At 58.8% G+C, this 24039-nt stretch carries 22 protein-coding genes, 4 tRNA genes and 2 pseudogenes; 18 read left to right on the forward strand and 10 right to left on the reverse strand.

Annotated features, from left to right (window positions below; translation table 11 throughout):
- Positions 1-4: 4 nt before the first annotated feature.
- The 4 genes from ileS to ispH all read left to right on the forward strand — a co-directional run bounded on the left by ileS (position 5) and on the right by ispH (position 4899).
- On the forward strand, positions 5-2836 hold the full coding sequence (gene ileS, locus ACA064_RS03490) for an isoleucine--tRNA ligase (RefSeq protein ID WP_497672142.1): 2832 nt from the start codon (positions 5-7) through the stop codon (positions 2834-2836).
- Positions 2829-3341: a signal peptidase II gene (gene lspA, locus ACA064_RS03495; protein ID WP_497672143.1), complete on the forward strand. Its 513-nt coding sequence runs from the start codon at positions 2829-2831 to the stop codon at positions 3339-3341. Before ileS ends, lspA begins: the two co-directional genes overlap by 8 nt.
- On the forward strand, positions 3334-3786 hold the full coding sequence (fkpB, locus tag ACA064_RS03500; RefSeq protein WP_497672144.1) for an FKBP-type peptidyl-prolyl cis-trans isomerase: 453 nt from the start codon (positions 3334-3336) through the stop codon (positions 3784-3786). The genes lspA and fkpB overlap by 8 nt, the downstream gene beginning before the upstream one ends.
- Before the next feature lie 165 nt (positions 3787-3951).
- A complete protein-coding gene (gene ispH / locus ACA064_RS03505; RefSeq protein WP_497672145.1) occupies positions 3952-4899 on the forward strand; it encodes a 4-hydroxy-3-methylbut-2-enyl diphosphate reductase in 948 nt (315 codons plus the stop codon).
- Here ispH and ACA064_RS03510 read toward each other — a convergent pair.
- Positions 4876-5424: a GspH/FimT family pseudopilin gene (locus ACA064_RS03510; RefSeq protein WP_497672146.1), complete on the reverse strand. Its 549-nt coding sequence runs from the start codon at positions 5422-5424 to the stop codon at positions 4876-4878. The genes ispH and ACA064_RS03510 overlap by 24 nt on opposite strands.
- 132 nt (positions 5425-5556) lie before the next feature.
- On the opposite strand from ACA064_RS03510, the gene ACA064_RS03515 reads away from it, so the two are divergent.
- The 7 genes from ACA064_RS03515 to thiO are packed head-to-tail and all read left to right on the forward strand — an operon-like array spanning position 5557 to position 12460.
- Positions 5557-6039, forward strand: coding sequence for a GspH/FimT family pseudopilin (locus ACA064_RS03515; RefSeq protein WP_497672147.1), 483 nt, complete (start codon positions 5557-5559; stop codon positions 6037-6039).
- Positions 6036-6512 (forward strand): type IV pilus modification protein PilV, encoded by a 477-nt coding sequence (gene pilV, locus ACA064_RS03520; protein ID WP_497672148.1) that lies wholly within the window; start codon positions 6036-6038, stop codon positions 6510-6512. Before ACA064_RS03515 ends, pilV begins: the two co-directional genes overlap by 4 nt.
- The gene (locus tag ACA064_RS03525; RefSeq protein WP_497672149.1) at positions 6509-7219 is read left to right on the forward strand and encodes a PilW family protein; all 711 of its coding nucleotides are present in this window, start codon (positions 6509-6511) and stop codon (positions 7217-7219) included. The genes pilV and ACA064_RS03525 overlap by 4 nt, the downstream gene beginning before the upstream one ends.
- Before the next feature lie 11 nt (positions 7220-7230).
- Positions 7231-7701 carry a pilus assembly PilX family protein gene (locus tag ACA064_RS03530; protein WP_497672150.1) on the forward strand — a complete coding sequence of 157 codons (471 nt, stop codon included), beginning with the start codon at positions 7231-7233 and terminating at the stop codon, positions 7699-7701.
- Complete coding sequence (locus tag ACA064_RS03535; protein WP_497672151.1) at positions 7691-10882, forward strand: pilus assembly protein; 3192 nt, start codon at positions 7691-7693, stop codon at positions 10880-10882. Before ACA064_RS03530 ends, ACA064_RS03535 begins: the two co-directional genes overlap by 11 nt.
- Before the next feature lie 14 nt (positions 10883-10896).
- On the forward strand, positions 10897-11304 hold the full coding sequence (locus ACA064_RS03540) for a type IV pilin protein (protein ID WP_497672152.1): 408 nt from the start codon (positions 10897-10899) through the stop codon (positions 11302-11304).
- A 55-nt stretch (positions 11305-11359) separates the two neighbouring features.
- The gene (thiO, locus tag ACA064_RS03545) at positions 11360-12460 is read left to right on the forward strand and encodes a glycine oxidase ThiO (protein WP_497672153.1); all 1101 of its coding nucleotides are present in this window, start codon (positions 11360-11362) and stop codon (positions 12458-12460) included.
- A gap of 46 nt (positions 12461-12506) precedes the next feature.
- Here thiO and ACA064_RS03550 read toward each other — a convergent pair whose 3' ends face one another.
- The 4 genes and pseudogenes from ACA064_RS03550 to ACA064_RS03565 all read right to left on the reverse strand — a co-directional run bounded on the left by ACA064_RS03550 (position 12507) and on the right by ACA064_RS03565 (position 15487).
- Positions 12507-13847 (reverse strand): sigma-54-dependent transcriptional regulator, encoded by a 1341-nt coding sequence (locus tag ACA064_RS03550; RefSeq protein ID WP_497672154.1) that lies wholly within the window; start codon positions 13845-13847, stop codon positions 12507-12509.
- Positions 13844-13975, reverse strand: a pseudogene (locus tag ACA064_RS03555) (hypothetical protein); the annotation flags it as partial. The pseudogene ACA064_RS03555 and the gene ACA064_RS03550, both read right to left, overlap by 4 nt.
- 130 nt (positions 13976-14105) lie before the next feature.
- The gene (locus ACA064_RS03560) at positions 14106-14339 is read right to left on the reverse strand and encodes a PP0621 family protein (RefSeq protein WP_497672155.1); all 234 of its coding nucleotides are present in this window, start codon (positions 14337-14339) and stop codon (positions 14106-14108) included.
- Between the two features lie 125 nt (positions 14340-14464).
- Entirely contained in the window at positions 14465-15487 is a 1023-nt protein-coding gene (locus ACA064_RS03565; protein ID WP_497672156.1) for an outer membrane protein assembly factor BamD, read from the reverse strand.
- A 151-nt stretch (positions 15488-15638) separates the two neighbouring features.
- On the opposite strand from ACA064_RS03565, the gene rluD reads away from it, so the two are divergent.
- The 7 genes from rluD to ACA064_RS03600 all read left to right on the forward strand — a co-directional run bounded on the left by rluD (position 15639) and on the right by ACA064_RS03600 (position 20731).
- On the forward strand, positions 15639-16601 hold the full coding sequence (rluD, locus tag ACA064_RS03570; RefSeq protein WP_150641101.1) for a 23S rRNA pseudouridine(1911/1915/1917) synthase RluD: 963 nt from the start codon (positions 15639-15641) through the stop codon (positions 16599-16601).
- The gene (gene pgeF / locus ACA064_RS03575; protein ID WP_497672157.1) at positions 16598-17323 is read left to right on the forward strand and encodes a peptidoglycan editing factor PgeF; all 726 of its coding nucleotides are present in this window, start codon (positions 16598-16600) and stop codon (positions 17321-17323) included. The genes rluD and pgeF overlap by 4 nt, the downstream gene beginning before the upstream one ends.
- A gap of 130 nt (positions 17324-17453) precedes the next feature.
- Positions 17454-20018 carry an ATP-dependent chaperone ClpB gene (clpB, locus tag ACA064_RS03580; protein ID WP_497672158.1) on the forward strand — a complete coding sequence of 855 codons (2565 nt, stop codon included), beginning with the start codon at positions 17454-17456 and terminating at the stop codon, positions 20016-20018.
- 298 nt (positions 20019-20316) lie between these two features.
- Positions 20317-20392: transfer RNA gene (locus tag ACA064_RS03585), tRNA-Asn, on the forward strand.
- 9 nt (positions 20393-20401) lie between these two features.
- Positions 20402-20478 (forward strand) — tRNA-Pro (locus ACA064_RS03590).
- A gap of 5 nt (positions 20479-20483) precedes the next feature.
- Positions 20484-20559 (forward strand) — tRNA-Lys (locus ACA064_RS03595).
- Positions 20560-20654: 95 nt separating this feature from the next.
- Positions 20655-20731 (forward strand) — tRNA-Pro (locus tag ACA064_RS03600).
- Positions 20732-20840: 109 nt separating this feature from the next.
- Here ACA064_RS03600 and ACA064_RS03605 read toward each other — a convergent pair.
- The 5 genes and pseudogenes from ACA064_RS03605 to ACA064_RS03625 form a co-directional block, all read right to left on the reverse strand.
- A complete protein-coding gene (locus ACA064_RS03605) occupies positions 20841-21242 on the reverse strand; it encodes an HvfA family oxazolone/thioamide-modified RiPP metallophore (protein ID WP_497672159.1) in 402 nt (133 codons plus the stop codon).
- A 338-nt stretch (positions 21243-21580) separates the two neighbouring features.
- Positions 21581-22879, reverse strand: a complete 1299-nt coding sequence (locus tag ACA064_RS03610; protein ID WP_497672160.1) for an NAD(P)/FAD-dependent oxidoreductase — start codon at positions 22877-22879, stop codon at positions 21581-21583.
- A 60-nt stretch (positions 22880-22939) separates the two neighbouring features.
- On the reverse strand, positions 22940-23113 hold the full coding sequence (locus ACA064_RS03615; protein ID WP_150643346.1) for a DUF3094 family protein: 174 nt from the start codon (positions 23111-23113) through the stop codon (positions 22940-22942).
- A gap of 52 nt (positions 23114-23165) precedes the next feature.
- Positions 23166-23321: pseudogene (locus ACA064_RS03620) on the reverse strand (MOSC domain-containing protein); the annotation flags it as partial.
- A gap of 32 nt (positions 23322-23353) precedes the next feature.
- On the reverse strand, positions 23354-23980 hold the full coding sequence (locus ACA064_RS03625; protein WP_497672161.1) for a DUF1780 domain-containing protein: 627 nt from the start codon (positions 23978-23980) through the stop codon (positions 23354-23356).
- Between the last annotated feature and the right edge of the window lie 59 nt (positions 23981-24039).

Below are 24039 nucleotides of genomic sequence, written 5' to 3' on the forward strand. Positions count from 1 at the left end.
ATAAATGACCGACTATAAAGCCACGCTAAACCTTCCGGACACCGCCTTCCCAATGAAGGCCGGCCTGCCTCAGCGCGAACCGCAGATTCTGCAGCGCTGGGACAGCATTGGCCTGTACCAGAAGTTGCGTGAGATTGGTAAGGATCGTCCGAAGTTCGTTCTGCACGACGGTCCTCCGTACGCCAACGGCACCATTCACATCGGTCATGCACTGAACAAGATTCTCAAGGACATGATCATCCGCTCGAAAACCCTTTCGGGTTTCGACGCGCCGTATGTTCCGGGCTGGGACTGCCATGGTCTGCCGATCGAACACAAAATCGAAGTGACTCACGGCAAGGGCCTGTCGGCCGACGAAACCCGCGAGCTCTGCCGTGCCTACGCCACCGAGCAGATCGAAGGCCAGAAGTCCGAATTCATCCGCCTCGGCGTGCTGGGCGACTTCGCCAATCCATACAAAACCATGGATTTTGCCAATGAGGCCGGCGAAATCCGTGCCCTGGCGGAAATGGTCAAGGGCGGTTTCGTGTTCAAGGGCCTCAAGCCTGTGAACTGGTGCTTCGATTGCGGCTCGGCACTGGCTGAAGCCGAAGTCGAATATCAGGACAAGAAATCCTCGACCATCGACGTGGCCTTCCCGATTGTTGACGAAGCCCAATTGGCGACCGCTTTCGGCCTGGCTACGCTGAGCAAACCAGCCTCGATCGTGATCTGGACCACTACGCCCTGGACCATCCCGGCCAACCAGGCGCTGAACGTTCACCCAGAATTCAACTACGCCCTGGTCGATGTCGGCGACAAACTGCTGGTGCTGGCTGAAGAGCTGGTCGAATCCTGCCTGGCTCGCTACAACCTGGAAGGTTCGGTCATTTCCACCGTTCCGGGCGCGGCGCTGGAGCTGATCAATTTCCGTCATCCGTTCTACGATCGCCTGTCGCCGGTTTACCTGGCCGACTACGTCGAACTGGGCGCCGGCACCGGGGTAGTTCACTCCGCACCGGCTTACGGTGAAGACGACTTCGTGACCTGCAAGCGTTACGGCATGGTCAACGATGACATCCTCACGCCAGTGCAAAGCAACGGCGTGTATGCCACTTCGCTGGAGTTCTTTGGCGGCCAGTTCATCTGGAAGGCCAACCCGGCCATCGTCGACAAGCTCGCTGAAGTCGGTGCGCTGCTGCACACCGAAACCATCAGCCACAGCTACATGCACTGCTGGCGTCACAAGACTCCGCTGATCTACCGCGCTACCGCGCAGTGGTTCGTCGGCATGGACAAACAACCTGCGACCGGCGAGACCCTGCGCAAGCGTGCGATCAAGGCCATCGAAGACACCGCGTTCGTTCCGGCCTGGGGCCAGGCGCGTCTGCATTCGATGATCGCCAACCGCCCGGACTGGTGCATCTCCCGTCAGCGTAACTGGGGCGTGCCGATCCCGTTCTTCCTGAACAAGGAAAGCGGCGAGCTGCACCCGCGTACCGTCGAACTGATGGAAGAGGTTGCCAAACGCGTCGAAGTCGAAGGCATCGAAGCCTGGTTCAAGATGGACTCCGCCGAGTTGCTCGGTGAAGAAGCGCCGCTCTACGACAAGATCAGCGACACCCTCGACGTCTGGTTCGACTCGGGTACCACTCACTGGCACGTGCTGCGCGGCTCGCACTCCATCGGCCACGAGACCGGCCCGCGTGCCGACCTGTACCTGGAAGGTTCCGACCAGCACCGCGGCTGGTTCCACTCGTCGCTGCTGACCGGTTGCGCCATCGACAACCACGCGCCGTACCGCGAGTTGCTGACCCACGGTTTCACCGTCGACGAGAGCGGTCGCAAGATGTCCAAGTCCCTGGGCAACGTGATCGCACCGCAGAAGGTCAATGACACCCTGGGCGCCGACATCATGCGTCTGTGGGTTGCGTCGACCGACTACTCGGGCGAGATCGCGGTTTCCGAGCAAATCCTGCAACGCAGTGCGGACGCCTACCGGCGGATCCGTAACACCGCGCGCTTCCTGCTTTCCAACCTGAGCGGTTTCAACCCGGCCACCGACATCCTGCCGGCCGAAGAAATGCTCGCGCTGGACCGTTGGGCCGTAGACCGCACCCTGTTGCTGCAGCGCGAGTTGCAAGAGCACTACGGTGAATACCGCTTCTGGAACGTCTACTCCAAGATCCACAACTTCTGCGTGCAGGAGCTGGGCGGTTTCTACCTGGACATCATCAAGGACCGTCAGTACACCACTGGCACCGACAGCAAGGCCCGGCGTTCCTGCCAGACCGCGCTGTTCCACATCTCCGAAGCGCTGGTGCGCTGGATCGCCCCGATCCTGGCCTTCACCGCCGACGAGCTGTGGCAGTACCTGCCGGGCGAGCGTAACGAGTCGGTCATGCTCAACACCTGGTACGAAGGCCTCAGCGAGCTGCCGGAAGGCATCGAGCTGGACCGCGCCTACTGGGAGCGGATCATGGCGGTGAAGGTCGCGGTCAACAAGGAAATGGAAATCCAGCGTGCGGCCAAGGCCGTCGGTGGCAACCTGCAAGCCGAAGTGACGCTGTTCGCCGAAGAAGCGCTGAGCGCCGACCTGGCCAAGCTGAGCAACGAACTGCGCTTCGTGCTGATCACCTCGACCGCCAGCGTTGCACCATTCGTGCAAGCGCCGGCCGATGCGGTGGAAACCGAAGTGGCTGGCCTCAAGCTTAAAGTGGTCAAGTCCGCGTTCGCCAAGTGCGCCCGTTGCTGGCACTGCCGTGAAGACGTTGGCGTGAACCCTGAACACCCGGAAATCTGCGGTCGTTGTGTCGACAACATCAGCGGTGCCGGCGAGGTTCGTCACTATGCCTAACCCTGCTAGCCGTTTCGGACGGCTGAGCTGGCTCTGGTTGAGCATGCTGGTACTGGTCATTGACCAGGCCAGCAAGTTCTACTTCGAAGGCTCGCTGGCGATGTACCAGCAAATCGTGGTGATTCCGGATTACTTCAGCTGGACCCTGGCCTACAACACCGGCGCCGCGTTCAGCTTCCTGGCTGACAGCTCCGGCTGGCAGCGCTGGCTGTTTGCCCTGATCGCGATCGTGGTCAGTGCCGTGCTGGTGGTCTGGCTCAAGCGTCTGGGGCGCAACGAAACCTGGCTGGCGGTCGCGCTGGCGCTGGTACTCGGTGGTGCCTTGGGTAACCTGTACGACCGCATTGCCCTGGGCCATGTGATCGATTTCATTTTGGTGCATTGGCAGAACCGCTGGTATTTCCCGGCGTTCAACTTTGCCGACAGTGCCATCAGCGTTGGCGCAGTAATGCTGGCGCTGGATATGTTCAAAAGTAAAAAAACCGGAGAAGCCGTTCATGACTGATCAGTTATTGGCTGTGCAACGCATAGGCCAGAACACGGAAGTCACCTTGCATTTCGCATTGCACCTGGCAAACGGCGACACCGTCGACAGCACCTTCGACAAGGCGCCGGCGACCTTCAAGGTCGGTGACGGCAACCTGCTGCCGGGTTTCGAAGCGGCCCTGTTCGGTTTCAAGGCCGGCGACAAGCGCCAGCTGGAGATCCAGCCGGAAAACGCATTCGGCCAGCCCAACCCGCAAAACGTGCAAATCATCCCGCGTTCGCAGTTCCAGGATATGGAACTGTCCGAAGGCCTGCTGGTGATCTTCAACGATGCGGCGAATACCGAGCTGCCGGGTGTGGTGAAGGAATTCGATGACGAGCAAGTGACCATCGACTTCAACCACCCGCTGGCCGGTAAGACCTTGACCTTCGATGTCGAGATCATCGACGTTAAAGCGCTGTAACTGACGAAGCCGGCCCATTGTAGGAGCGAGCTTGCTCGCGATGATCGTTAACGAAGACGCGTTTTTCCTGGATAAACACGGTGTCTTTGAGTTCTTCGCGAGCAAGCTCGCTCCTACACGGCTTGCAATGATCCAACTTTTTGCGCAAAAGCCACGAGGCACAGTATGCAAATCAAACTCGCCAACCCCCGTGGCTTCTGCGCCGGCGTAGACCGGGCGATCGAAATCGTCAATCGCGCCCTGGAAGTCTTCGGGCCGCCGATCTATGTGCGCCACGAAGTGGTCCACAACAAATTTGTCGTCGAAGACCTGCGCGCTCGCGGAGCGATCTTCGTCGAAGAGCTGGACCAGGTGCCGGACGACGTCATCGTGATCTTCAGCGCCCACGGTGTTTCCCAAGCGGTGCGTACCGAAGCGGCGGGCCGTGGCCTGAAAGTCTTCGATGCGACCTGCCCGCTGGTGACCAAGGTGCACATCGAAGTCGCGCGCTATAGCCGTGACGGTCGTGAATGCATCCTTATCGGCCACGCCGGTCACCCGGAAGTGGAAGGCACCATGGGCCAGTACGACGGCAGCAATGGCGGCGCGATCTACCTGGTCGAAGATGAAAAGGACGTCGCCGCGTTACAGGTGAACAACCCGGAAAAACTGGCGTTCGTGACCCAGACCACCTTGTCCATGGACGACACCAGCCGGGTCATCGACGCGCTGCGCAGTCGTTTCCCGGCGATTGGCGGTCCGCGCAAGGACGACATCTGCTACGCCACGCAAAACCGCCAGGACGCGGTCAAGCAACTGGCGGACGAGTGCGATGTGGTGTTGGTGGTCGGCAGCCCGAACAGTTCCAACTCCAACCGTCTGCGCGAGTTGGCCGAGCGCATGGCCACTCCGGCCTATCTGATCGATGGTGCCGAAGACCTGCAGCGCAGCTGGTTCGATGGCGTCGAGCGGATCGGCATCACCGCTGGCGCCTCGGCACCGGAAGTGCTGGTGCGTGGGGTGATTCAGCAGCTGCAGGCCTGGGGTGCAACCGGCGCCGATGAGCTGGCCGGTCGCGAAGAAAACATCACCTTCTCCATGCCTAAAGAGTTACGAGTTCGTTCCCTGCTCTGAGTCTTCGCCACCCACGCACAGCTTCTGCTCGGTTTTATCGCTGCGCAGGCTGATGCGACCGGTTTTGGCCAGTACTACTTGATGGCGACTGATGCTCTGGTCCGTGGCGCAGACATGCACGGTTCCGGCGCGAAAGCCACCGCCAGGCAGCAGTGCTTCGCCCTGACCAGTGAAACGAACATGGGTCTTCACCGGTCCATTCCCGACAATCGTCAGCCGTCCGCTGTCCTGGCGCTCCAGCAATATAGGGTTGTCGCTGTCTTCGTGACCCTTGCCGCTGATGTCCAGAACAATTCTCCAGCCCTTGCTCCAGTCGTCATCCACGGCATGGATGATGGTGGCCTGGTTACGCAGGATGGCCTCGGTGCGGGCGTTGCGCAGGCCGCTGGCAAGCGTCTGAGCGGCATTCTCTTGGCGAACCGACTCGAGCAGTTCCTTGAATGACGGGCTGACCAAATGCACCAGGAGCGCGGCAATTGCCACGCCGATGAGCAGTTCAATCAGGCTGAAACCTTTCTGATACATGACGTCTCCCTCCGTGGAGATGCTGTGAGCGCGCAATCCCTGCGCAGGCCCTGGTAATCAAGCGTACATTCAGTGGTCGAATGTTTTGGGTTGTACCGCTAGTTATAGACGATGGCCGTTGAGGAGTGTGGGATGCAACACCGCGTAAAGGGTTTTACGCTGATTGAGTTGATGGTCACGCTGGCGGTTTCTGTGATTCTGTTGACGATGGCCATTCCGAGTTTTACCCGGTCGGTACAGAGCTCAAAAGCCGATACCGAGGTTGGTGACTTGCTGCGTGGGCTCAATTCCACGCGGTTGGAGGCGATCGTCCGGGGTACCACCACGCAGATCAAGCCGAGCGATGATGGTGGCGCCTGGACTGACGAGCTGTCGGTTTACGATGGCATCGATGGCAACAAGCCTCCGCCGAATGTATTGCGGGTTATTCCTGCCATGAGCAGCGGCGCCACGTTGACGCTAACCTCAGATGTCACCAGCATTGCGTTCAACAATTTGGGCGGGTTATCGGCATCTGTTGCGGCCGTGACCATAAATTATGTGTTGGGTGCGCAAACAAGGACGATCAATGTGTGTCTCAATGGACGGATTGTTTTAGGCGGAAACTGCGGATGACGGGATTGGACAGGCGTGCACAGGACGGCATGACACTGATTGAAGTATTGGTTGCGCTTTTGATTCTCAGCGTCGGGCTGCTGGGCGCAGCGGCGGTTCAGCTCAATGCACTGAAGTACACCGACAGTTCGCTGAAGACCACCCAGGCCAGCTTTATCGCCTATGACATGATGGACCGAATTCGGGCTAGTTACAGTTCCACCTCCGGCACCGACTACACCAAACCACCTCCTGCCTCGGGTAACTTGGATGACGTCCGTGTTCAGGATCTCTTTGACTTCAACTCCAATATCGTCGCCTTTGGCGGTCCAACGGCGACCGGCAGCATCGTGGAGAACCAGCGGGTGTTCACAATCACCATCAACTGGGACGATTCACGGGCTGTCGGTGACGCTAACCCGGATCAGGACAGTGCTCAACGGAGCTTTGTCCTGACCAGCCGCCTTGCAGTCGCCCCCCTGGTGACACCATGAACAGACATACCAGAGGTTTTGGCCTGATCGAGTTGATGGTGGCATTGGCATTGGGCCTGATAGTGGTGCTGGGCGTTGCGCAGGTATTCATCTCGGCGAAAAATACCTACCTCAGCCAGAACGCGTCAGCCAACATGCAGGAAGATGCGCGTTTCGTCCTGAGTAAAATGCTCCAGGAAATCCGAATGGTTGGTATGTTCGGTTGCCTTGGGACGATTACCGATTTGAGCACTGGCGGCGCCTTTACAGTCAATAAGAAACGGCCCATTAGCTGGGACAATTCCAAGCTGACCCTGATCACCACGGACGTTCGCGAAGGTGAAAAGCCCACCTGGACCGTTATCAGTGACTGTAAAAACATTACAACTGCCTATACCGGCACCCGTGAGGCTCCGAACGGACAGTTGGCGTTTCCGATTCGCCGACTGACCTACACCTTCCGCAACAATCAATTATGGATGAACACCGGCACAGCCGCGGACGCTGGCCAAGTGTTGGTGAACAACGTCAGCGCTTTCGACGTAGCCTTTGGACTCGCCAGTTCGGCTAGCGATATCCCCGCTTCCCGCTACAGCGTCGCCCCGTCCGAACTCGAACTGCCACGTATACGCAGCGTACGCTTGACTCTGACTCTGACTGATCCGAACAACCGCGTACGCAATCAGACCTACCGCGTGGTTGCCGCTTTGCGCAACCGGTTGCAGTAGGTGGAGTGCCGATGAGTATTTCCCGAATGACGGCAAAATCCGAACGCGGCATGGTCCTGCTGGTCAGCCTGGTGTTCCTGCTGCTGCTGACGCTGATCGGTATTTCGTCGATGCAGAACGCGACCTTGCAGGAAAAAATGGCCGGCAGCGTGACGCTGCGCAATCAGTCCTTTCAATTAGCCGAAACGGCACTGCGAGTCGGCGAAGGCGCAGTGAGGTTGGGCACCTACTCGCCACTGGTCTGCTCGAATCCGTGTCCACCGCCGCCGCCTGATGATTCGTTGGACGTGGTCGCGGCCGGACGTCTCAGTTCGGATGTGACCTGGGTCGCCGTCGGTAATGGCTTTTATGGCGTGCAGAAAATCGGCACCACAACAGACGCCGTCGGCATGAGCGGCCCCAGCGTGACGCTGTACCGCGTCACGGCGGTGGGCCTTGCGGGTAATTCGCGTAGCGTGCTGGAGAGTATTTATGCGAAGTAATCAGGCCCGTACAGGCTGGCAACATGGGTTGTTGCAGCTATTTTGCGGCGCCGTATCGAGTCTGTACCTGGCAGCGCCAGCATACGCGTTCACGCCCTCGGACTCGCCGCTGCTAAGCGCCGCCGCGGTGGCGCCCAATGTGATGCTGCTGATCGATGACTCGGGGAGTATGAACAATATTATCTGGGCCGCAGATTTCAACCCGGAGACGATTCGTCCTCAAATAGCCATCTGCAATTCCAATGGTTCGTGCAACAGTGGTCAGAACCTTACTATGAAGGATGCCAATATCCTTTTGTCGAGTTTGAATCGCGGAGGATGTTCCACAAACTCCACAAATGGCCGGTGGTATGGTTTCTATCGCGGCTCAAGATTGGACTCCGTTTGCCTGAAGCTTCCAGATCCGGTGGGAGGCGAAAATACTCGTTACACAGCTAATTACCTCGCCTACCTGCTTGCGCTGGCCAATGGGTCCGACAAGGATTTCACTACCGGAACTGGCGCCATCCCCAATGACTACCGAATGCACGTGGCGCGCAATGTGTCCTCGGCATTGGTGACTAGCAACCGCTCGTTGCGCATCGGCCTGGCGACGTTCAATCCACCGAAGGGCAACAACTCGGGTCCCGGCGGCTATATCGCCCTTCCGGTCGCTGATTTGTCAGCTGTTAGCGGTACGGTGACTCAGGCTAAAGCCGATACCAATTTCAAGGCGCTGACCGACGCGATCAGTAATCTGGACGCGGTGGCGAATACGCCGCTGGCCGAAACATATTACGAAATCACCCGTTACTTCCGTGGTATGGCGCCGTTCTACAACTCGACACCCTCTACCTACACCAGCCCGATCCAGTATCGCTGCCAGAAAAACTACGGTGTGGTAATCACCGATGGTTTGCCAACCTTCGACAGAACCTTCCCTACCAGCGACCCACTGGGTGGCAGCAAACTGCCCAATTGGGAGACCAGGGTTAGCAATGACGGCGCCAATTTGAATGGCGATGGCGAAGGTGACACGTTGTATCTGGACGACATTGCCAAGTTCGCATTCGACATCGACATGCGTACAGCCGGGAACGATCTTGTGGGCAAAAGCTGGGGGGCAACCGATTTTCCTAAGCAGTACATGAACACCTACACCGTGGGATTCACTGCGGCGAATCAGATGCTGTCCGATGCGGCCACCTACGGGCAGGGCAAGTATTACCAAGCCAGCAACAGTGCCGGTCTCAGTAGTGCGCTGTCATCCGCCTTGAGCGACATCACCTCCAAGGCCGGTTCGGGCGGTAGTGGGGCGACCAGCGGGACCACCTTGACCGCTGGTTCGCGTTTTTTCCAGACCAGCTACGACCCCAAGGACTGGCGCGGCACGATCAAAGCCTATGGCTTTACCTCGACCGGAGCAGTCGATACTGCGTCAGTGCTCTGGAACACCGACATGGCCATCGTACCCGCAGCCACGGCGCCGACCTTCCAGTCCTGGAACACCACAAGCAACGCGGCCGTCACCCTGGCCTACAACAGCTTTTCCACTACTCAGAAGACAGCGCTCAGTCAGAACCTGCCGACCGGTATCACCGGTATTGACCTGGTGGAATGGAGCAAAGGCACCAACAAAGCCGGTTTGAAGGTCCGTACCGTTCTGCTCGGGGATATCATCAACTCACCCTTGGTGTATGCGGCGCCCACCGATCAAACCGCCTCTGACCAAGTGGGTAATACGTCTTACAGCGATTACCTGGTCACCAAAGCCAAGACCATGACTGCCAGTCTGGTGGTGAATGCAAACGATGGTTTTCTGAGTGTCATTGACCCGGCCAACGGCAGCCGGCGTTACGCCTACATGCCTTCCAGTGTGTTGGCGTCCCTGCATTACATCGCCGATACCGGCTATATCAATGGCGCTGGTCACAAGTTTCTCAATGACGGTCAGGTCGGGGTCTTTGACGCCCAGCTCGATAGCGCTTGGAAAACCCTCGCCGTCGGTGGAGTAGGGGCGGGCGGCAAGACTTTCTATGGGCTACAGCTGTTTGACGCATCAGAGGGGAATGTGACCAAAGCCTTGTGGGAGATCAGTGCTCCAGCGGCGGCCACTACGGGTCACACATTTAATGATCTGGGTTATGCCTACGCGCGCCCGGAAGTGGCACGCTGGAAGGATGGTCGTTGGGCGGCATTTATTGCCAACGGTTATGGCAGCCACTCCGGGGTGGCCGCGTTGTACGTGGTAGATATTCGCAATGGTTCGCTGATTCAGGAAATCATCATCGACCAGGCTGAAACGAGCAATGGGCTCTCTTCAGTAAAACTCAAGGTCGACGCGCAAAATGTGGTGCAGGCTGCCTATGGCGGTGACTTGAAGGGTCGGCTATGGAAGTTTGATTTGAGCAATCCCTCAACCACCTTGAAGCCAGCCTTTTCCGGCAAACTGTTGTTTACCACTCCCGGTGGCGCAACCCAGCCAATCACCGCGCAACCATTACTCGCAGACCATCCCACCAATGGCAAGATGGTGTTTTTCGGGACAGGGAAATTCAATGAAACCGCGGATAAATTGACCAAGGATCCACAAGGATTCTATGCCATTTGGGATGCGGATGGTGGTGCCGGCCAGTTCACAGTCAGCAATTTGCAGGCCCAGGCGGTAACAGGGGTGTTCTCCGGGAGTGCCGGGCAATTCATCACCACTTCTCAGAATGAAGTGACTCCCGCACGCAAGGGCTGGTATCTACCCTTGGTCTACAACAACGCGCTGACCGGCGAGCGCGTCATCAATCAGGCCAAACTGGTGGCGGGGCGCATTGTGTTTACCAGTGCCAGCGTGGATACCACTGATCCCTGTTCCAGCTTTGGTACCGGCAAACTGATCGAGCTGGATGCGTTCAGCGGTAAGATGCTCAGCTACGCGGTACTTGATACCAACGGTGACAGGCTGATCGATAGCAAGGACATTCAGTCCAGTGGCGTCATTTTTAGCGGCGGTATTCCAACGCTGAATGCGATCGTCAACGACGCGACCGGCAAAATCGTGAACGACTCCAGCGGTGGCGTTACCACGCTGGTTGAAAAGAAGGGCAGTGCAGACACAGCAGTTCCGGAAGAACCAGTAATTCCTGAGGAGCCGGGCGGTGGAGGTACGAGCGGTGTTAATCAACGGATCATGTGGCGACAAATACAGTAAGCGAGAGTTAAAACATGCGCAGATTCAACCAAGGTTTTACCTTGATCGAAATCATGATTGTGATCGCGATCATCGGTATTCTTGTGACCATCGGCTACCCGGGCTATACCGAATACGTGAACAAAGCCCATCGCACAGAGATTGCCGGGTTGCTCTCCGAACAGGCGCAAAACCTGGAACGGTTCTATTCGAAAAACGGTGTGTATACCAATGACAATCCCCCCGTCCTCAGCGAGGGCAACGACTATTACACCATCACCCCGACGCTGACTGATCAGACCTTCTCCCTGACAGCAACCCGTAACGGCGGATCGACGATGGAAGGTGACAAGTGTGGGGATTTCATCATCACCAATACTGGTCTCAGAACCATTGCCGATGCGGCAGAAGGTCTGGTACCCAAAGACTGCTGGGGTCGCTGAGTAACTTTTTCGGGCGCATTTTGCACCCCTGATTTTTTCATTGTTGGATCAGAAGATGGCCAAGCAACAGCAAGTGGTGATTGTCGGCGGTGGGGTTATCGGCCTGCTGACCGCGTTTAATCTGGCTTCTGAAGTGCAGCAGGTGATCCTGCTGGATCGCTCGAATGTGGGGCAGGAGTCGTCTTGGGCTGGTGGCGGGATCGTTTCGCCGCTGTACCCGTGGCGCTACAGCCCGGCGGTCACCGCGCTGGCCCATTGGTCGCAGGATTATTATCCGCAACTGGGCGAACGCCTGTTTGCCGCTACCGGGATTGATCCCGAGGTGCACACCACCGGCTTGTACTGGCTGGATCTGAATGACGAAGCCGAGGCGCTGGCCTGGGCGGAGCGGGAAAACCGCCCACTGAGCAAGGTGGACATCGCGGCGGCCCACGATGCGGTGCCGGTGCTGGGCAGCAGTTTTTCGCGGGCGATCTACATGGCGAATGTGGCCAACGTACGCAATCCGCGACTGGTGAAGTCGCTCAAGGCCGCATTGTCGGCGTTGCCTAACGTGACTATCCATGAGCACTGCGAAGTCAGCGGATTCATTCGCGAAGGCGAGGGTGTCGTGGGGGTTCAGACCTCTGCGGGCGAGATTCGGGCTGACCGCGTGGTACTGTCGGCGGGCGCCTGGAGTGGTGAGTTGTTGCAGAGCCTGGGCCTTGAGTTGCCGGTCGAGCCGGTAAAGGGGCAAATGATCCTTTACAAGTGCGCGCCGGGTTTCCTCTCAAGCATAGTCCTGGCCAAAAGGCGTTATGCGATTCCACGCCGTGACGGCCACATTTTGATCGGCAGCACGCTGGAGCATGAAGGTTTCGACAAGACGCCCACCCAGCCCGCGCTGGAAAGCCTCAAGGCCTCGGCCATCGAGCTGATTCCTGCGCTGGCGGATGCTGAAGTGGTGGGGCACTGGGCGGGGTTGCGACCGGCTTCGCCAGAGGGCATTCCCTTTATTGGCAGGGTCCCGGGCATTGAAGGGCTGTGGCTGAACTGCGGGCATTACCGCAATGGCCTGGTACTGGCCCCGGCCTCCTGTCAGTTGCTCGCCGACTTGATGCTGGACCGCGAGCCAGTCATCGATCCGGCGCCGTATGCACCGGAAGGCCGAATTTAGCGTTCAGCCCCTTAACCGACAATGAGATTTCGGCACTTTCGCCCACTCAATCCAGCCCCAGCTTTTTCAAGCGATACCGCATCGAATGAAACGACAGGTTCAGACGCTGAGCCGCTGCCGTGCGGTTCCAGTGGGTCTCTTCGAGGGCCTGGAGGAGCAGTTTGCGTTCGACGCTTTCCAGGTAACTCTCCAGGTTGTTGATCTGCGTCAGATCCGGTAAACCGGGTTCGGCTGTGTAACTGCCTTGCGCCAGACGCAGGTCGCTCGCCTCGATCTGTTGATTTTCGCAGAGGGCGTATGCACGTTCGAGCATGTTCTCCAGCTCGCGCACATTGCCCGGGAATCTATAGTTTTTCAGCGCATCGAGCGCTTGCGGATGAAGTCTGGCCGGCGGCAAGCCGCTGTTTGCCGCCAGTCGCTGGAGAACATTACTGGCCAACGGTTCGATATCTTCGCGTCGCTCGCGCAAGGGCGGCACCCGCAGTTCGATCACATTCAAGCGGTAGTACAGGTCCTGACGAAAGCGTCCGGCGGCGACTTCGGCGTTCAGGTCCTTTTGCGTGGCAGACAAAATGCGCACATCGATCACCACCTCCTGTTGCCCGCCGATGCTGCAAATGGCTTTCTCCTGAATCGCCCGCAACAATTTGACCTGCATCGCCAAGGACAGGTCGGCCACTTCGTCGAGGAACAGCGTGCCACCATTGGCCGCCTGGAACAGCCCGGGCTTGTCATCGGTGGCGCCGCTGAAGCTGCCTTTACGATGACCGAAAAACTCGCTATCCATCAGTTCCCACGGAATTGCCCCACAGTTGACCGGTACAAAGGGTTGGCTGGCGCGGGGGCCCAGCTCGTGAATCACTCGGGCCACCAACTCCTTGCCGCTGCCGGACTCGCCACTGATGTACACCGGGGCCTGGCTGCGAGCGAGTTTATCGACCTGTTTGCGCAGGTTGCGCATTGGCAGCGAATCGCCGAGCAGGCGCCTGTCGAAGGAGGGCCGCCGGGCGCTCGCTGTCGGCAGAAGCAGGGCGCGGCTGACCAACTCCCGCAGGCGGGGGAGATCAACCGGATTGGTCGGAAAGTCGAAGGCGCCGGTTTTCAGCGAGTTGATCGCCGTCTCGAGGTAGGCGGTAATAATTGCGACCCGAACCTGTGGGTGGCACTGCTGGATGTGCTGCACCAGCTCCTGTCCGGTACCGTCGGGCAGGCGCATATCGGTCAGGCACAGGTCAAAGGCCTCCCGGGTCAGCCAGTCGCGGGCTTCGCCGACATTGCGAGCACTTTGGGTGTCGAGCTTCATCCGGCCTAAAGTGATTTCCAGGAGGTCGCGGATATCCGGCTCATCGTTAACGATCAGGACTTTTTGTCGTGGGCTGATATTCAAGACTGTTTCCGTCCGTGAGCAAAGGAGATGCGAAAGCAACCGCCGCCTTGGCGTGATTTGAAGTCTAGGCGGGTCTGGTTGCTTTCGCACAGCTCATGGGACAGATAGAGAACCAAGGCGGTGTCTTGAGGTCGCGAACTCCAGTAGCGGGTTGTCCATGTCGCTGGAAATCAGCAGCACCAGGGTGATGCCGATACGTGAACGGTAGGGGTGACAGAGCCTCGGCAAGCGCCGGGCTTGCCGCCAGAGCTTAAGGTCTCAACGGTCGCGCGAACCCGGGCCTTGCTCCAGGTGAGCCTGGCTGCAATACCACTGTTGTTGAAGACTCAACGCTCGGTCGCGGGGCAAATGCACACCACAGTGGGCGCAGCGGACCATAGGCGCGGCGATTTGCTCGCCGGGTGCGTTGGTCACGGAGGCAGAGTGCTTGAACTTGCGCCAGAGCCATACCGCAGCAGCAATCAGAGCGATCCAGAACAGTAAACGAAGCATGATGAGCAGCTTTTCGACGGGTGAACTGGCAGTTTATCCAAGGACATCCCCTGCGCACAGCGCAATAAAACGCTGCAATAAAAAAGGGAGACTCGAAAGTCTCCCTTTTTGCCATCATGCCAGCATCAGTCGAACATGCCGAAGGTCATGTAGCTGAACCACGAGCGGTCTTCGTTGTTGCTTTTAGCTTCGGGTTCTTCTTCTTCGATCACATCGCCGTCGCTGTCTTTAGGCTTGAGCTCGGACGGAATCGCGTCCTTGGCGTCCTGGAACTGCTTCTGCACGTCCTGGTTGGCGCGGGTTTCGCCCGGCGGCAGCGGTGGACGGGATTCGATCAGGCCCAGGGTAGCCTTGCTCAGCCATGAGCGGTTGTCTGCCTCGGCAACCCGCGGCACGAACTGACCGTCCACCAGCGTCGGGTGGTTCGGGTAGTTGAGCTTCAGGGTTTCCAGGCTGGTATTGGCCAATTCGTCCAGGTGCAGGCGCTGGTAGGACTCGACCATCACCGCCAGGCCGTCACCGACCGAAGGGGTTTCCTGGAAGTTTTCCACCACGTAACGACCACGGTTGGCAGCGGCTACATAGGCCTGACGGGTCAGGTAGTAGTCGGCGACGTGGATTTCGTAGGCCGCCAGCAGGTTGCGCAGGTAAATCATGCGCTGCTTGGCGTCCGGCGCGTAGCGGCTGTTCGGGTAGCGACTGGTGAGCTGGGCGAACTCGTTGTAGGAGTCACGAGCGGCACCCGGGTCACGCTTGGTCATGTCCAGCGGCAGGAAACGCGCCAGCAGACCGACATCCTGGTCAAAAGAGGTCAGGCCCTTGAGGTAGTACGCGTAATCCACGTTCGGGTGCTGCGGGTGCAGGCGAATGAAACGCTCGGCAGCGGACTTGGCGGCCTCCGGCTCGGCGTTCTTGTAGTTCGCATAGATCAGCTCGAGTTGAGCCTGATCGGCGTAGCGACCGAACGGATAGCGCGATTCCAGAGCCTTCAGCTTGGATGTGGCGCTGGTATAGCTGTTGTTGTCCAGGTCGGCCTGTGCCTGCTGGTACAGCTCGACCTCGCTGAGGTTTTCGTCGACCACTTCCTTCGATGAGCAAGCGGCGGTCAATGCGAGGATGGCGATCAGCAGCAGGTGTTTCACTTGCATGGCGGCTTGCGTCCCTATGACGGCCGCTGTCTTGGGCGGGGCCGTCCTGTTATGATGAGCGCCCCGTTGAAAAGCTTCGGGGCAAAAGACGCCGTATTTAACCACAAGCGCGCAGCCGAAACCAAAAGCTGTGCCGACGCCTAGTCTGAGCATGTCCGATAAAATTGAACTTCGCGCAGAGGTGCCGTCCGAATTGGGCGGCCAACGCCTCGATCAAGTCGCCGCACAATTATTCGCTGAGCACTCGCGCTCGCGCCTTTCCGCCTGGATCAAAGACGGCCGCCTGACTGTGGACGGAGCGGTTATCCGCCCGCGAGACATAGTTCATGGCGGTGCGATTCTTGAGCTGACCGCCGAGCAGGAAGCTCAGGGAGAATGGATCGCTCAGGACATCAAGCTGGATATCGTCTACGAAGACGATGACATCCTGGTCATCAACAAGCCCGCGGGCCTGGTGGTGCACCCGGCTGCCGGTCATGCCGACGGCACCCTGCTCAACGCCCTGCTGCACCATGTGCCGGACATCATCAATGTGCCGCGCGCCGGTATCGTGCACCGTCTCGACAAGGACACCACCGGTTTGATGGTGGTGGCCAAGACGATTCAGGCGCAGACCCAGCTAGTCACCCAGCTGCAGAGCCGCAGCGTCAGCCGGATCTACGAGTGCATCGTGATCGGCGTGGTCACCGCCGGTGGCAAGATCAACGCGCCGATCGGTCGTCACGGCCAGCAACGCCAGCGCATGGCGGTGATGGAAGGCGGCAAGCAGGCGGTCAGTCATTACCGCGTGCTCGAGCGTTTTCGCTCCCACACTCATGTGCGGGTCAAGCTGGAAACCGGTCGTACGCACCAGATTCGCGTGCACATGGCGCACATCAATTACCCGTTGGTCGGAGATCCTGCCTACGGCGGTCGTTTCCGTATCCCGCCGGCAGCCAGCCTGACCATGGTCGAATCGCTGAAAACCTTCCCGCGGCAGGCTCTGCACGCGCGTTTCCTGGAGTTGGATCATCCGACGACCGGTAAGCGCATGAGCTGGGAATCGCCCCTGCCGGACGACTTCGTCTGGTTGTTATCGCTGCTCAAGCAGGACCGTGAGGCGTTCATCGGATGACCCACTGGCTGATTCCTGACTGGCCTGCGCCGGCCGGGGTGAAAGCCTGCGTCACCACCCGCGCGGGCGGCGTCAGTCTGGCGCCGTTCGACAGCCTCAACCTTGGCGACCATGTCGACGACAGCCCTCAGGCGGTCGCCGAGAATCGCCGTCGTCTGACCGATCACTTCTCCATCCAGCCAGCCTGGTTGCAGCAGGTTCACGGAATTGCCGTGGCCCATGCCGATCCAGGCCTGGTCGCGACCGCCGACGCCAGTTGGTCGGCCACGCCAGGTATTGCCTGCACGGTGATGACCGCCGATTGCCTGCCAGCGCTGTTCTGTGACCGCGCCGGCACTCGGGTCGCGGCGGCCCATGCCGGTTGGCGCGGGCTGGCTGCCGGCGTGCTGGAAGCCACGCTGGACCGTCTTGCCGTGGCGCCTTCCGAGGTGCTGGTCTGGCTCGGGCCAGCCATCGGCCCGCAAGCCTTCGAAGTCGGGCCGGAGGTTCGTGAAGCCTTCGTCGGGCAACTTGCAGCAGCGGATCAGGCTTTTGTCCCGAGCCGCAACACCGGCAAATTCATGGCTGACATCTATATGCTGGCGCGTCTACGTCTGGCCGCTCGCGGCGTAACGGCGGTGTATGGCGGCGGTTTCTGTACCGTCAGCGACCCGCGCTTCTATTCTTACCGCCGCAGTCCCCGCACCGGTCGGTTTGCCTCCCTTGTCTGGCTGGAACGCTAGACTCTCCTGACCTGCGTCAATCCTGCGCCGCTTGAATCTTCCAGAATCGACCGCATCTAGTGAGGTATCTGGCAGGTTTCTTCATTTAGGTGTGTCCATCGACCGGCCTGCCCAACTAGGAAGGTGACCCATGCGTATAGACCGTTTAACCAGTAAGTTACAGTTGGCCTTGTCCGATGCCCAGTCTCTGGCGGTCGGCCTCGATCATCCGGGTATTGAGCCGGCGCACTTGATGCAGGCGCTGCTTGAACAGCAGGGTGGTTCGATCAAACCCCTGTTGATGCAGGTAGGCTTTGACGTCACCAGCTTGCGCAAAGAGTTGACCAAAGAGCTCGACCAACTGCCGAAAATCCAGAATCCCACTGGCGACGTGAACATGTCGCAGGATCTGGCGCGTCTGCTCAATCAGGCCGATCGTCTGGCGCAACAAAAAGGTGACCAGTTCATTTCCAGCGAACTGGTGCTGCTCGCCGCCATGGACGAGAACAGCAAGCTCGGCAAATTGCTGCTGGGGCAGGGCGTCAGCAAGAAAGCCCTGGAGAATGCGATCAACAACCTGCGTGGTGGTGAGGCGGTCAACGACCCCAACCACGAGGAGTCGCGCCAGGCCCTGGATAAATACACCGTCGACCTGACCAAGCGCGCCGAAGAAGGCAAGCTTGACCCGGTGATCGGCCGTGACGACGAAATTCGCCGGACCATTCAGGTCCTGCAACGCCGCACCAAGAACAATCCGGTACTGATTGGCGAACCTGGCGTGGGTAAAACCGCCATCGCCGAAGGCCTGGCTCAACGGATCATCAACGGCGAAGTGCCGGATGGCCTGAAAGGCAAGCGCCTGCTGTCGCTGGATATGGGCTCGCTGATTGCCGGTGCCAAGTTTCGTGGCGAGTTCGAAGAGCGCATGAAGTCGTTGCTCAATGAGCTGTCGAAGCAGGAAGGGCAGATCATCCTGTTCATCGACGAGTTGCACACCATGGTCGGCGCCGGTAAAGCCGAAGGCTCGATGGATGCTGGCAATATGCTCAAGCCGGCTCTGGCGCGCGGTGAGCTGCATTGCGTGGGTGCGACCACGCTCAACGAATACCGCCAATATATAGAGAAGGACGCAGCGCTCGAGCGGCGTTTCCAGAAGGTGCTGGTCGACGAGCCGAGCGAAGAAGACACCATTGCGATCCTGCGCGGCTTGAAAGAGCGTTATGAGGTCCACCACAAGGTGGCGATCACCGACGGTGCGATCATTGCCGCGGCCAAGCTGAGCCATCGCTACATTACTGACCGTCAGTTGCCGGACAAGGCCATCGACCTGATCGACGAAGCTGCCAGCCGCATTCGCATGGAGATCGACTCCAAGCCGGAAGTGCTGGATCGTCTGGAGCGGCGTTTGATTCAACTGAAGGTTGAAGCCCAGGCATTGAAGAAAGAAGACGACGAAGCCGCGATCAAGCGCCTGGAGAAGTTGCAGGGGGATATCGTCCGGCTGGAGCGTGAGTATTCGGATCTGGAAGAAATCTGGAACGCGGAAAAAGCTGAAGTGCAAGGTTCGGCGCAGATCCAGCAAAAAATCGAACAGTCCCGTCAGGAACTGGAAACTGCCCGCCGTAAAGGCGACCTCAACCGCATGGCCGAACTGCAGTACGGGGTAATCCCGGACCTGGAGCGCAGCCTGCAGATGGTCGATCAGCACGGTAAAAGCGAAAACCAGTTGCTGCGCAGCAAAGTGACCGAGGAAGAGATCGCCGAAGTCGTTTCGAAGTGGACCGGTATTCCGGTGTCGAAAATGCTCGAAGGTGAGCGCGACAAACTGTTGAAGATGGAAAGCCTGTTGCACCAGCGTGTGATCGGCCAGGACGAGGCGGTGATCGCGGTATCCAATGCGGTGCGCCGTTCCCGTGCCGGGTTGTCCGATCCGAACCGCCCAAGCGGCTCGTTCATGTTCCTCGGCCCGACCGGTGTGGGTAAGACCGAGCTGTGCAAGGCGCTGGCCGAGTTCCTCTTCGATACTGAAGAGGCGATGGTGCGGATCGATATGTCCGAATTCATGGAGAAACATTCCGTGGCCCGGCTGATTGGTGCGCCACCCGGCTACGTAGGCTACGAGGAGGGCGGTTACCTGACCGAGGCAGTGCGTCGCAAGCCCTACTCGGTAATCCTCCTGGACGAGGTCGAGAAGGCCCATCCGGACGTGTTCAACGTGTTGCTGCAAGTGCTGGAAGACGGTCGGCTGACCGACAGTCACGGGCGAACCGTGGATTTCCGCAATACGGTGATCGTGATGACCTCCAACCTGGGCTCGGTGCAGATCCAGGAACTGGTGGGGGATCGCGAAGCGCAGCGGGCCGCGGTGATGGATGCGGTGTCCAGCCACTTCCGGCCGGAATTCATTAACCGGATCGATGAAGTGGTGATCTTCGAGCCTTTGGCCCGGGATCAGATCGCTGGTATCACTGAAATCCAGCTGGGCCGTCTGCGTAGCCGTCTGGCCGAACGCGAGCTGAAGCTGGAGCTGAGCAGCGAGGCGCTGGATAAGCTGATCGCGGTCGGTTACGACCCGGTCTACGGTGCACGGCCGCTGAAACGAGCGATCCAGCGCTGGATCGAGAACCCCTTGGCGCAGCTGATCCTTTCCGGCAGTTTCTTGCCCGGGGCCAGCGTAATGGCCACGGTGGAGAACGATCAAATCGTCTTCCACTGAGCCTTGGCGGCTCGATAACAAGAGAGGCCTCGCGTTGCGAGGCCTTTTTTTCGTTAGGGCATTGAACTGTAAGGAAAAGGCTTGTAAAGTGCGCCCCGCAGCATGTCACCCCCAAGGGTTTCTTCTCCCCAAGGAGAAATCTGAAACAAGACGCAAATCATTGTCTTGAAAGCAATTTAAGGGGTTGACAGGGTGTTTTAAAATTGTAGAATAGCGCGCCTCAGACACACGAACGCAGCGATGCGAACGGGTCGAAGAGAGCGAAGTTGCGGTAAAAGTTGTAATTGAAATATGTAGTTCCGTGATAGCTCAGTCGGTAGAGCAAATGACTGTTAATCATTGGGTCCCAGGTTCGAGTCCTGGTCACGGAGCCAATTTCAAACCGGGGTATAGCGCAGTCCGGTAGCGCGCCTGCTTTGGGAGCAGGATGTCAGGAGTTCGAATCCCCTTACCCCGACCATTTTTGGGTCGTTAGCTCAGTTGGTAGAGCAGTTGGCTTTTAACCAATTGGTCGTAGGTTCGAATCCCACACGACCCACCATTTTTGAAACCAGTTAACGCTGGAATCGAATCTTAAGATCAGAGGCCAAAAGCGCTGATCGTAGAAGGCGCCTTTTAAAGGTGCCTTTTTTTTACCGGGGTATAGCGCAGTCCGGTAGCGCGCCTGCTTTGGGAGCAGGATGTCAGGAGTTCGAATCCCCTTACCCCGACCATATTAAAAATCCTCGTATCGAAAGATACGGGGATTTTTTTTGTCTGTCGCAAACGCAAAAAAAGCCCCGCTTCTCTGGGAGAGCAGCGGGGCGTGCGGTGCTTCGGATCTTAGCTATTGTCTTTCAGGTGCTCGAACAAGCCCTTTGGCATTTTTTTGCCGTTGGCTTCGTAGTTAGCTTTAACGTTATCGAACGCCTCTTGTTCCGAGATCTGACCATCGTGGTTGGTGTCGATCTTGTCGAAGTCGGCCTTGGGCGCAACTTTCAAGAATTCCGCACGGGACACCTGGCCATCGTCATCAGTGTCGGTCTTGGCCATCGAGGCATCACCGCACTTACCTTCGCCACACTTGCCTTCAGGTGCCTTAACCACCTGCTCGGCGGATGCCAGCATGTAGCCTTGGGTCAGAGGCTGCGCGGCAAACACGGAGCCGGATAGCATCATGCCACCGGCCAGGACAGCGCCGAGCAGGCCAATGGTGTTTTTGCTGAGAGTAGTGGTACGGGACATTACAAATCTCCTGGGTTGCACGACACAACCGCTCGATAAAGGACGCCACGTAAGTGCGGCGGTAACCGAAGCAGGCAGTGCCTTGCTCGGGTGTGGCCATTTAGCGGGCGTGGTGTATCGCTACTGTGTCGTGCAAGGGGGGAGTTTGTAAGCGAAAGGGCTGAATCGGGGGCGGGGATACAGAGGGACACAGATGAGGTCCCTATTGTAGGAGCGAGCTTGCTCGCGATGGACTCAAGGGCGGCGCGTGTACTCAGAAAACACGCGTTATCGTTAACGTCCTATATCGCGAGCAAGCTCGCTCCTACATTAAAGGGCCCTCTCAGGCGCCGAAGATGTCAGTGCAACTTGAGCCGGGGCTCGGTTCCGCGCCCGATCTTGCTGCCGAGCATCAGCATCGCCGTGCGGAAGGCGCCATAGAGCGCCATCTGGTGCATCCGGTACAACGACACATAGAACATCCGCGCCAGCCAGCCCTCGAGCATCACGCTGCCGGTCAGATTGCCCATCAAGTTACCCACAGCCGAAAAACGCGACAGCGAGATCAGCGAGCCATAATCGGTGTACTTGTACTCCGGCAGGGCCTTGCCTTCGATCCGTAGTTTCAGCGATTTGGCCAGCAGCGAAGCCTGTTGGTGCGCCGCTTGCGCCCGTGGCGGCACATTGCGATCGGAGCCCGGCTGCGGGCAGGCCGCGCAATCGCCGAAGGCGAAGATGTTCTCGTCGCGAGTGGTTTGCAGGGTCGGCAAGACTTGCAACTGGTTGATCCGGTTGGTCTCCAGGCCATCGATGTCCTTGAGGAAGCCTGGCGCACGAATCCCCGCGGCCCAAACCTTGAGGCTGGCAGGAATCACCTGGCCGCTGCTGGTGATCAGCGCCTCGGACGTGACTTCGCTGACCGCTGCGTTGGTCAGTACCGTGACCCCGAGTTTCTCCAGGGTTTTATGCACAGGCCCGCCAATCCGCTCCGGCAGTGCCGGCAGGACCCGCGGACCGGCCTCGATCAGGGTGATGTGCATGTTTTCCGGCTTGATCCGGTCCAGCCCATAGGCCGCCAGTTCATGGGCGGCGTTATGCAGCTCGGCCGCCAGTTCGACACCGGTGGCGCCGGCCCCGACTATGGCCACGCTGATCTGTTCGAGCACATCGGTTTGCCCGGCGTGGGCCCGCAGGTAGTGATTGAGCAATTGCTGATGGAAGCGTTCGGCCTGTTTGCGGGTGTCGAGGAACAGGCAGTTTTCTGCCGCGCCCTGAGTGCCGAAGTCGTTTGTGGTGCTGCCGACGGCAATCACCAGCGAGTCGTAGCTCAGTTCGCGGGCCGGGACCAGCTCCAGGCCTTTGTCGTCCAGGGTCGCCGCCAGCTGGATTTTTTTCTGCTGGCGATCGAGCCCGCTCATGCGCCCCAGCTGGAACTCGAAGTGGTTCCATTTGGCCTGGGCAACATAATTGAGTTCGTCTTCAGAGGAATTCAGCGAACCGGCTGCGACTTCATGCAACAGCGGTTTCCAAATGTGGGTCAGGTTCGCGTCGACCAGTAGCACACTGGCCGTACCACGCTTGCCCAGAGTCTTACCCAGACGGGTAGCCAACTCCAGACCGCCGGCGCCGCCGCCAACGATGATAATACGATGGGTCATGGGGATATCTCGCAAGGCTAAAAGAAATCGGTGCAGTTACCCGAGCGAGCGCCACGCAGCTCATAGCGTCAGGTAACTCAAAAGGCGGCTCAGCAAACCCAGGCCAATAGTCACTGCCAATACCACCACGAGGAGCAGCCATGGCCGGAAAGGCCGGCGCTCGACTCGGTGCTGGGACAGTTGCAGGTACTCTTCGACATGCTTTTGGTCGTCGGGGTTCAGGCGGCTGGTCATAAAGGCCTCGTCAGGTAGACGTTGCGAAATGTGTAGAAGCTACAGCGCAGATTTATCCGGCATGCAACGGAGCATAGCCGTTCGCTTGCAGGGGCTCGACGCAGACCCTGTCATCCAGGCGAATGATCCCACTTTGTATCACTCGCGCAGTGATTGCGCCATGTCCGCGAACGGCCTGAAAGGTCCCGTGGCCGAGGCGTTGCTCGAGGGGCACCTCGGCCAGCAACTCATGCAATGGACTCACAGGCTGATACCGACGTCGAAGACGATACTGCGGCCCAGGTTGTTGCGCAGGAAATCCGGAGCATCCGGGTGGGCGAACAGCACACGGGCGAAAGTCGGACCCACCAGCGACAGCGAGCGCCAGCCCTGGCGCAGGTATTCGGTCGGCGGCGGGAAGTGGCTGTTGAGATCGAGCACTTCACGCTTGAGGCTGGCGAAGGCGATGATGTCCAGCTCACCCAGGTCCATGCCGCGTTCCTTGTAGTTATGCGCTTTTTTGCGCAGGGTCGGCGCCAGTCGCAACAAGAACTCGTTGGCCGGAATGCGCTTGGGTTTGGCTTCGCGGCGCACCAGCTGGCTCAGGGAAAACGCGCTGCGCCGGCGCTGCAGCTCATCTCGCCATTCATCGTTCAGGCGTCGGCCTTCATCGAGCACGAAGAACACCTCGAAACTGGCATCACGGAACAGCACGTCCGGCGGTTCCGCGGCAGGAGCGAATTCGTCGACGCGATAGGGGATGTTCAGGCCTTGCAGCAGGCGTTGGCAGACCCAACGCTCACGCTCCCATTTGCGGGCATTGGACAGGAACGCATTGGCCTGTTCGGCCGCGATTGTAAGCAGGCGTAAATAATCTGAGTCATCCATAGCCCTAGCTTAGCGTCCAAACGTGAACCTAAAAAATAAAGTCTGTCGTAAAAAATAAG

This window comes from Pseudomonas sp. LBUM1658, assembly GCF_059716055.1.

Excerpts from the sequence above, each read along its gene's own strand:
- ileS (WP_497672142.1), top strand. The coding sequence starts at position 5 with ATGACCGACTATAAAGCCACGCTAAACCTTCCGGACACCGCCTTCCCA.
- lspA (WP_497672143.1), top strand. The coding sequence starts at position 2,829 with ATGCCTAACCCTGCTAGCCGTTTCGGACGGCTGAGCTGGCTCTGGTTG.
- fkpB (WP_497672144.1), top strand. The coding sequence starts at position 3,334 with ATGACTGATCAGTTATTGGCTGTGCAACGCATAGGCCAGAACACGGAA.
- ispH (WP_497672145.1), top strand. The coding sequence starts at position 3,952 with ATGCAAATCAAACTCGCCAACCCCCGTGGCTTCTGCGCCGGCGTAGAC.
- ACA064_RS03510 (WP_497672146.1), bottom strand. The coding sequence starts at position 5,424 with ATGTATCAGAAAGGTTTCAGCCTGATTGAACTGCTCATCGGCGTGGCA.
- ACA064_RS03515 (WP_497672147.1), top strand. The coding sequence starts at position 5,557 with ATGCAACACCGCGTAAAGGGTTTTACGCTGATTGAGTTGATGGTCACG.
- pilV (WP_497672148.1), top strand. The coding sequence starts at position 6,036 with ATGACGGGATTGGACAGGCGTGCACAGGACGGCATGACACTGATTGAA.
- ACA064_RS03525 (WP_497672149.1), top strand. The coding sequence starts at position 6,509 with ATGAACAGACATACCAGAGGTTTTGGCCTGATCGAGTTGATGGTGGCA.
- ACA064_RS03530 (WP_497672150.1), top strand. The coding sequence starts at position 7,231 with ATGAGTATTTCCCGAATGACGGCAAAATCCGAACGCGGCATGGTCCTG.
- ACA064_RS03535 (WP_497672151.1), top strand. The coding sequence starts at position 7,691 with ATGCGAAGTAATCAGGCCCGTACAGGCTGGCAACATGGGTTGTTGCAG.
- ACA064_RS03540 (WP_497672152.1), top strand. The coding sequence starts at position 10,897 with ATGCGCAGATTCAACCAAGGTTTTACCTTGATCGAAATCATGATTGTG.
- thiO (WP_497672153.1), top strand. The coding sequence starts at position 11,360 with ATGGCCAAGCAACAGCAAGTGGTGATTGTCGGCGGTGGGGTTATCGGC.
- ACA064_RS03560 (WP_497672155.1), bottom strand. The coding sequence starts at position 14,339 with ATGCTTCGTTTACTGTTCTGGATCGCTCTGATTGCTGCTGCGGTATGG.
- ACA064_RS03565 (WP_497672156.1), bottom strand. The coding sequence starts at position 15,487 with ATGCAAGTGAAACACCTGCTGCTGATCGCCATCCTCGCATTGACCGCC.
- rluD (WP_150641101.1), top strand. The coding sequence starts at position 15,639 with ATGTCCGATAAAATTGAACTTCGCGCAGAGGTGCCGTCCGAATTGGGC.
- pgeF (WP_497672157.1), top strand. The coding sequence starts at position 16,598 with ATGACCCACTGGCTGATTCCTGACTGGCCTGCGCCGGCCGGGGTGAAA.
- clpB (WP_497672158.1), top strand. The coding sequence starts at position 17,454 with ATGCGTATAGACCGTTTAACCAGTAAGTTACAGTTGGCCTTGTCCGAT.
- ACA064_RS03605 (WP_497672159.1), bottom strand. The coding sequence starts at position 21,242 with ATGTCCCGTACCACTACTCTCAGCAAAAACACCATTGGCCTGCTCGGC.
- ACA064_RS03610 (WP_497672160.1), bottom strand. The coding sequence starts at position 22,879 with ATGACCCATCGTATTATCATCGTTGGCGGCGGCGCCGGCGGTCTGGAG.
- ACA064_RS03615 (WP_150643346.1), bottom strand. The coding sequence starts at position 23,113 with ATGACCAGCCGCCTGAACCCCGACGACCAAAAGCATGTCGAAGAGTAC.
- ACA064_RS03625 (WP_497672161.1), bottom strand. The coding sequence starts at position 23,980 with ATGGATGACTCAGATTATTTACGCCTGCTTACAATCGCGGCCGAACAG.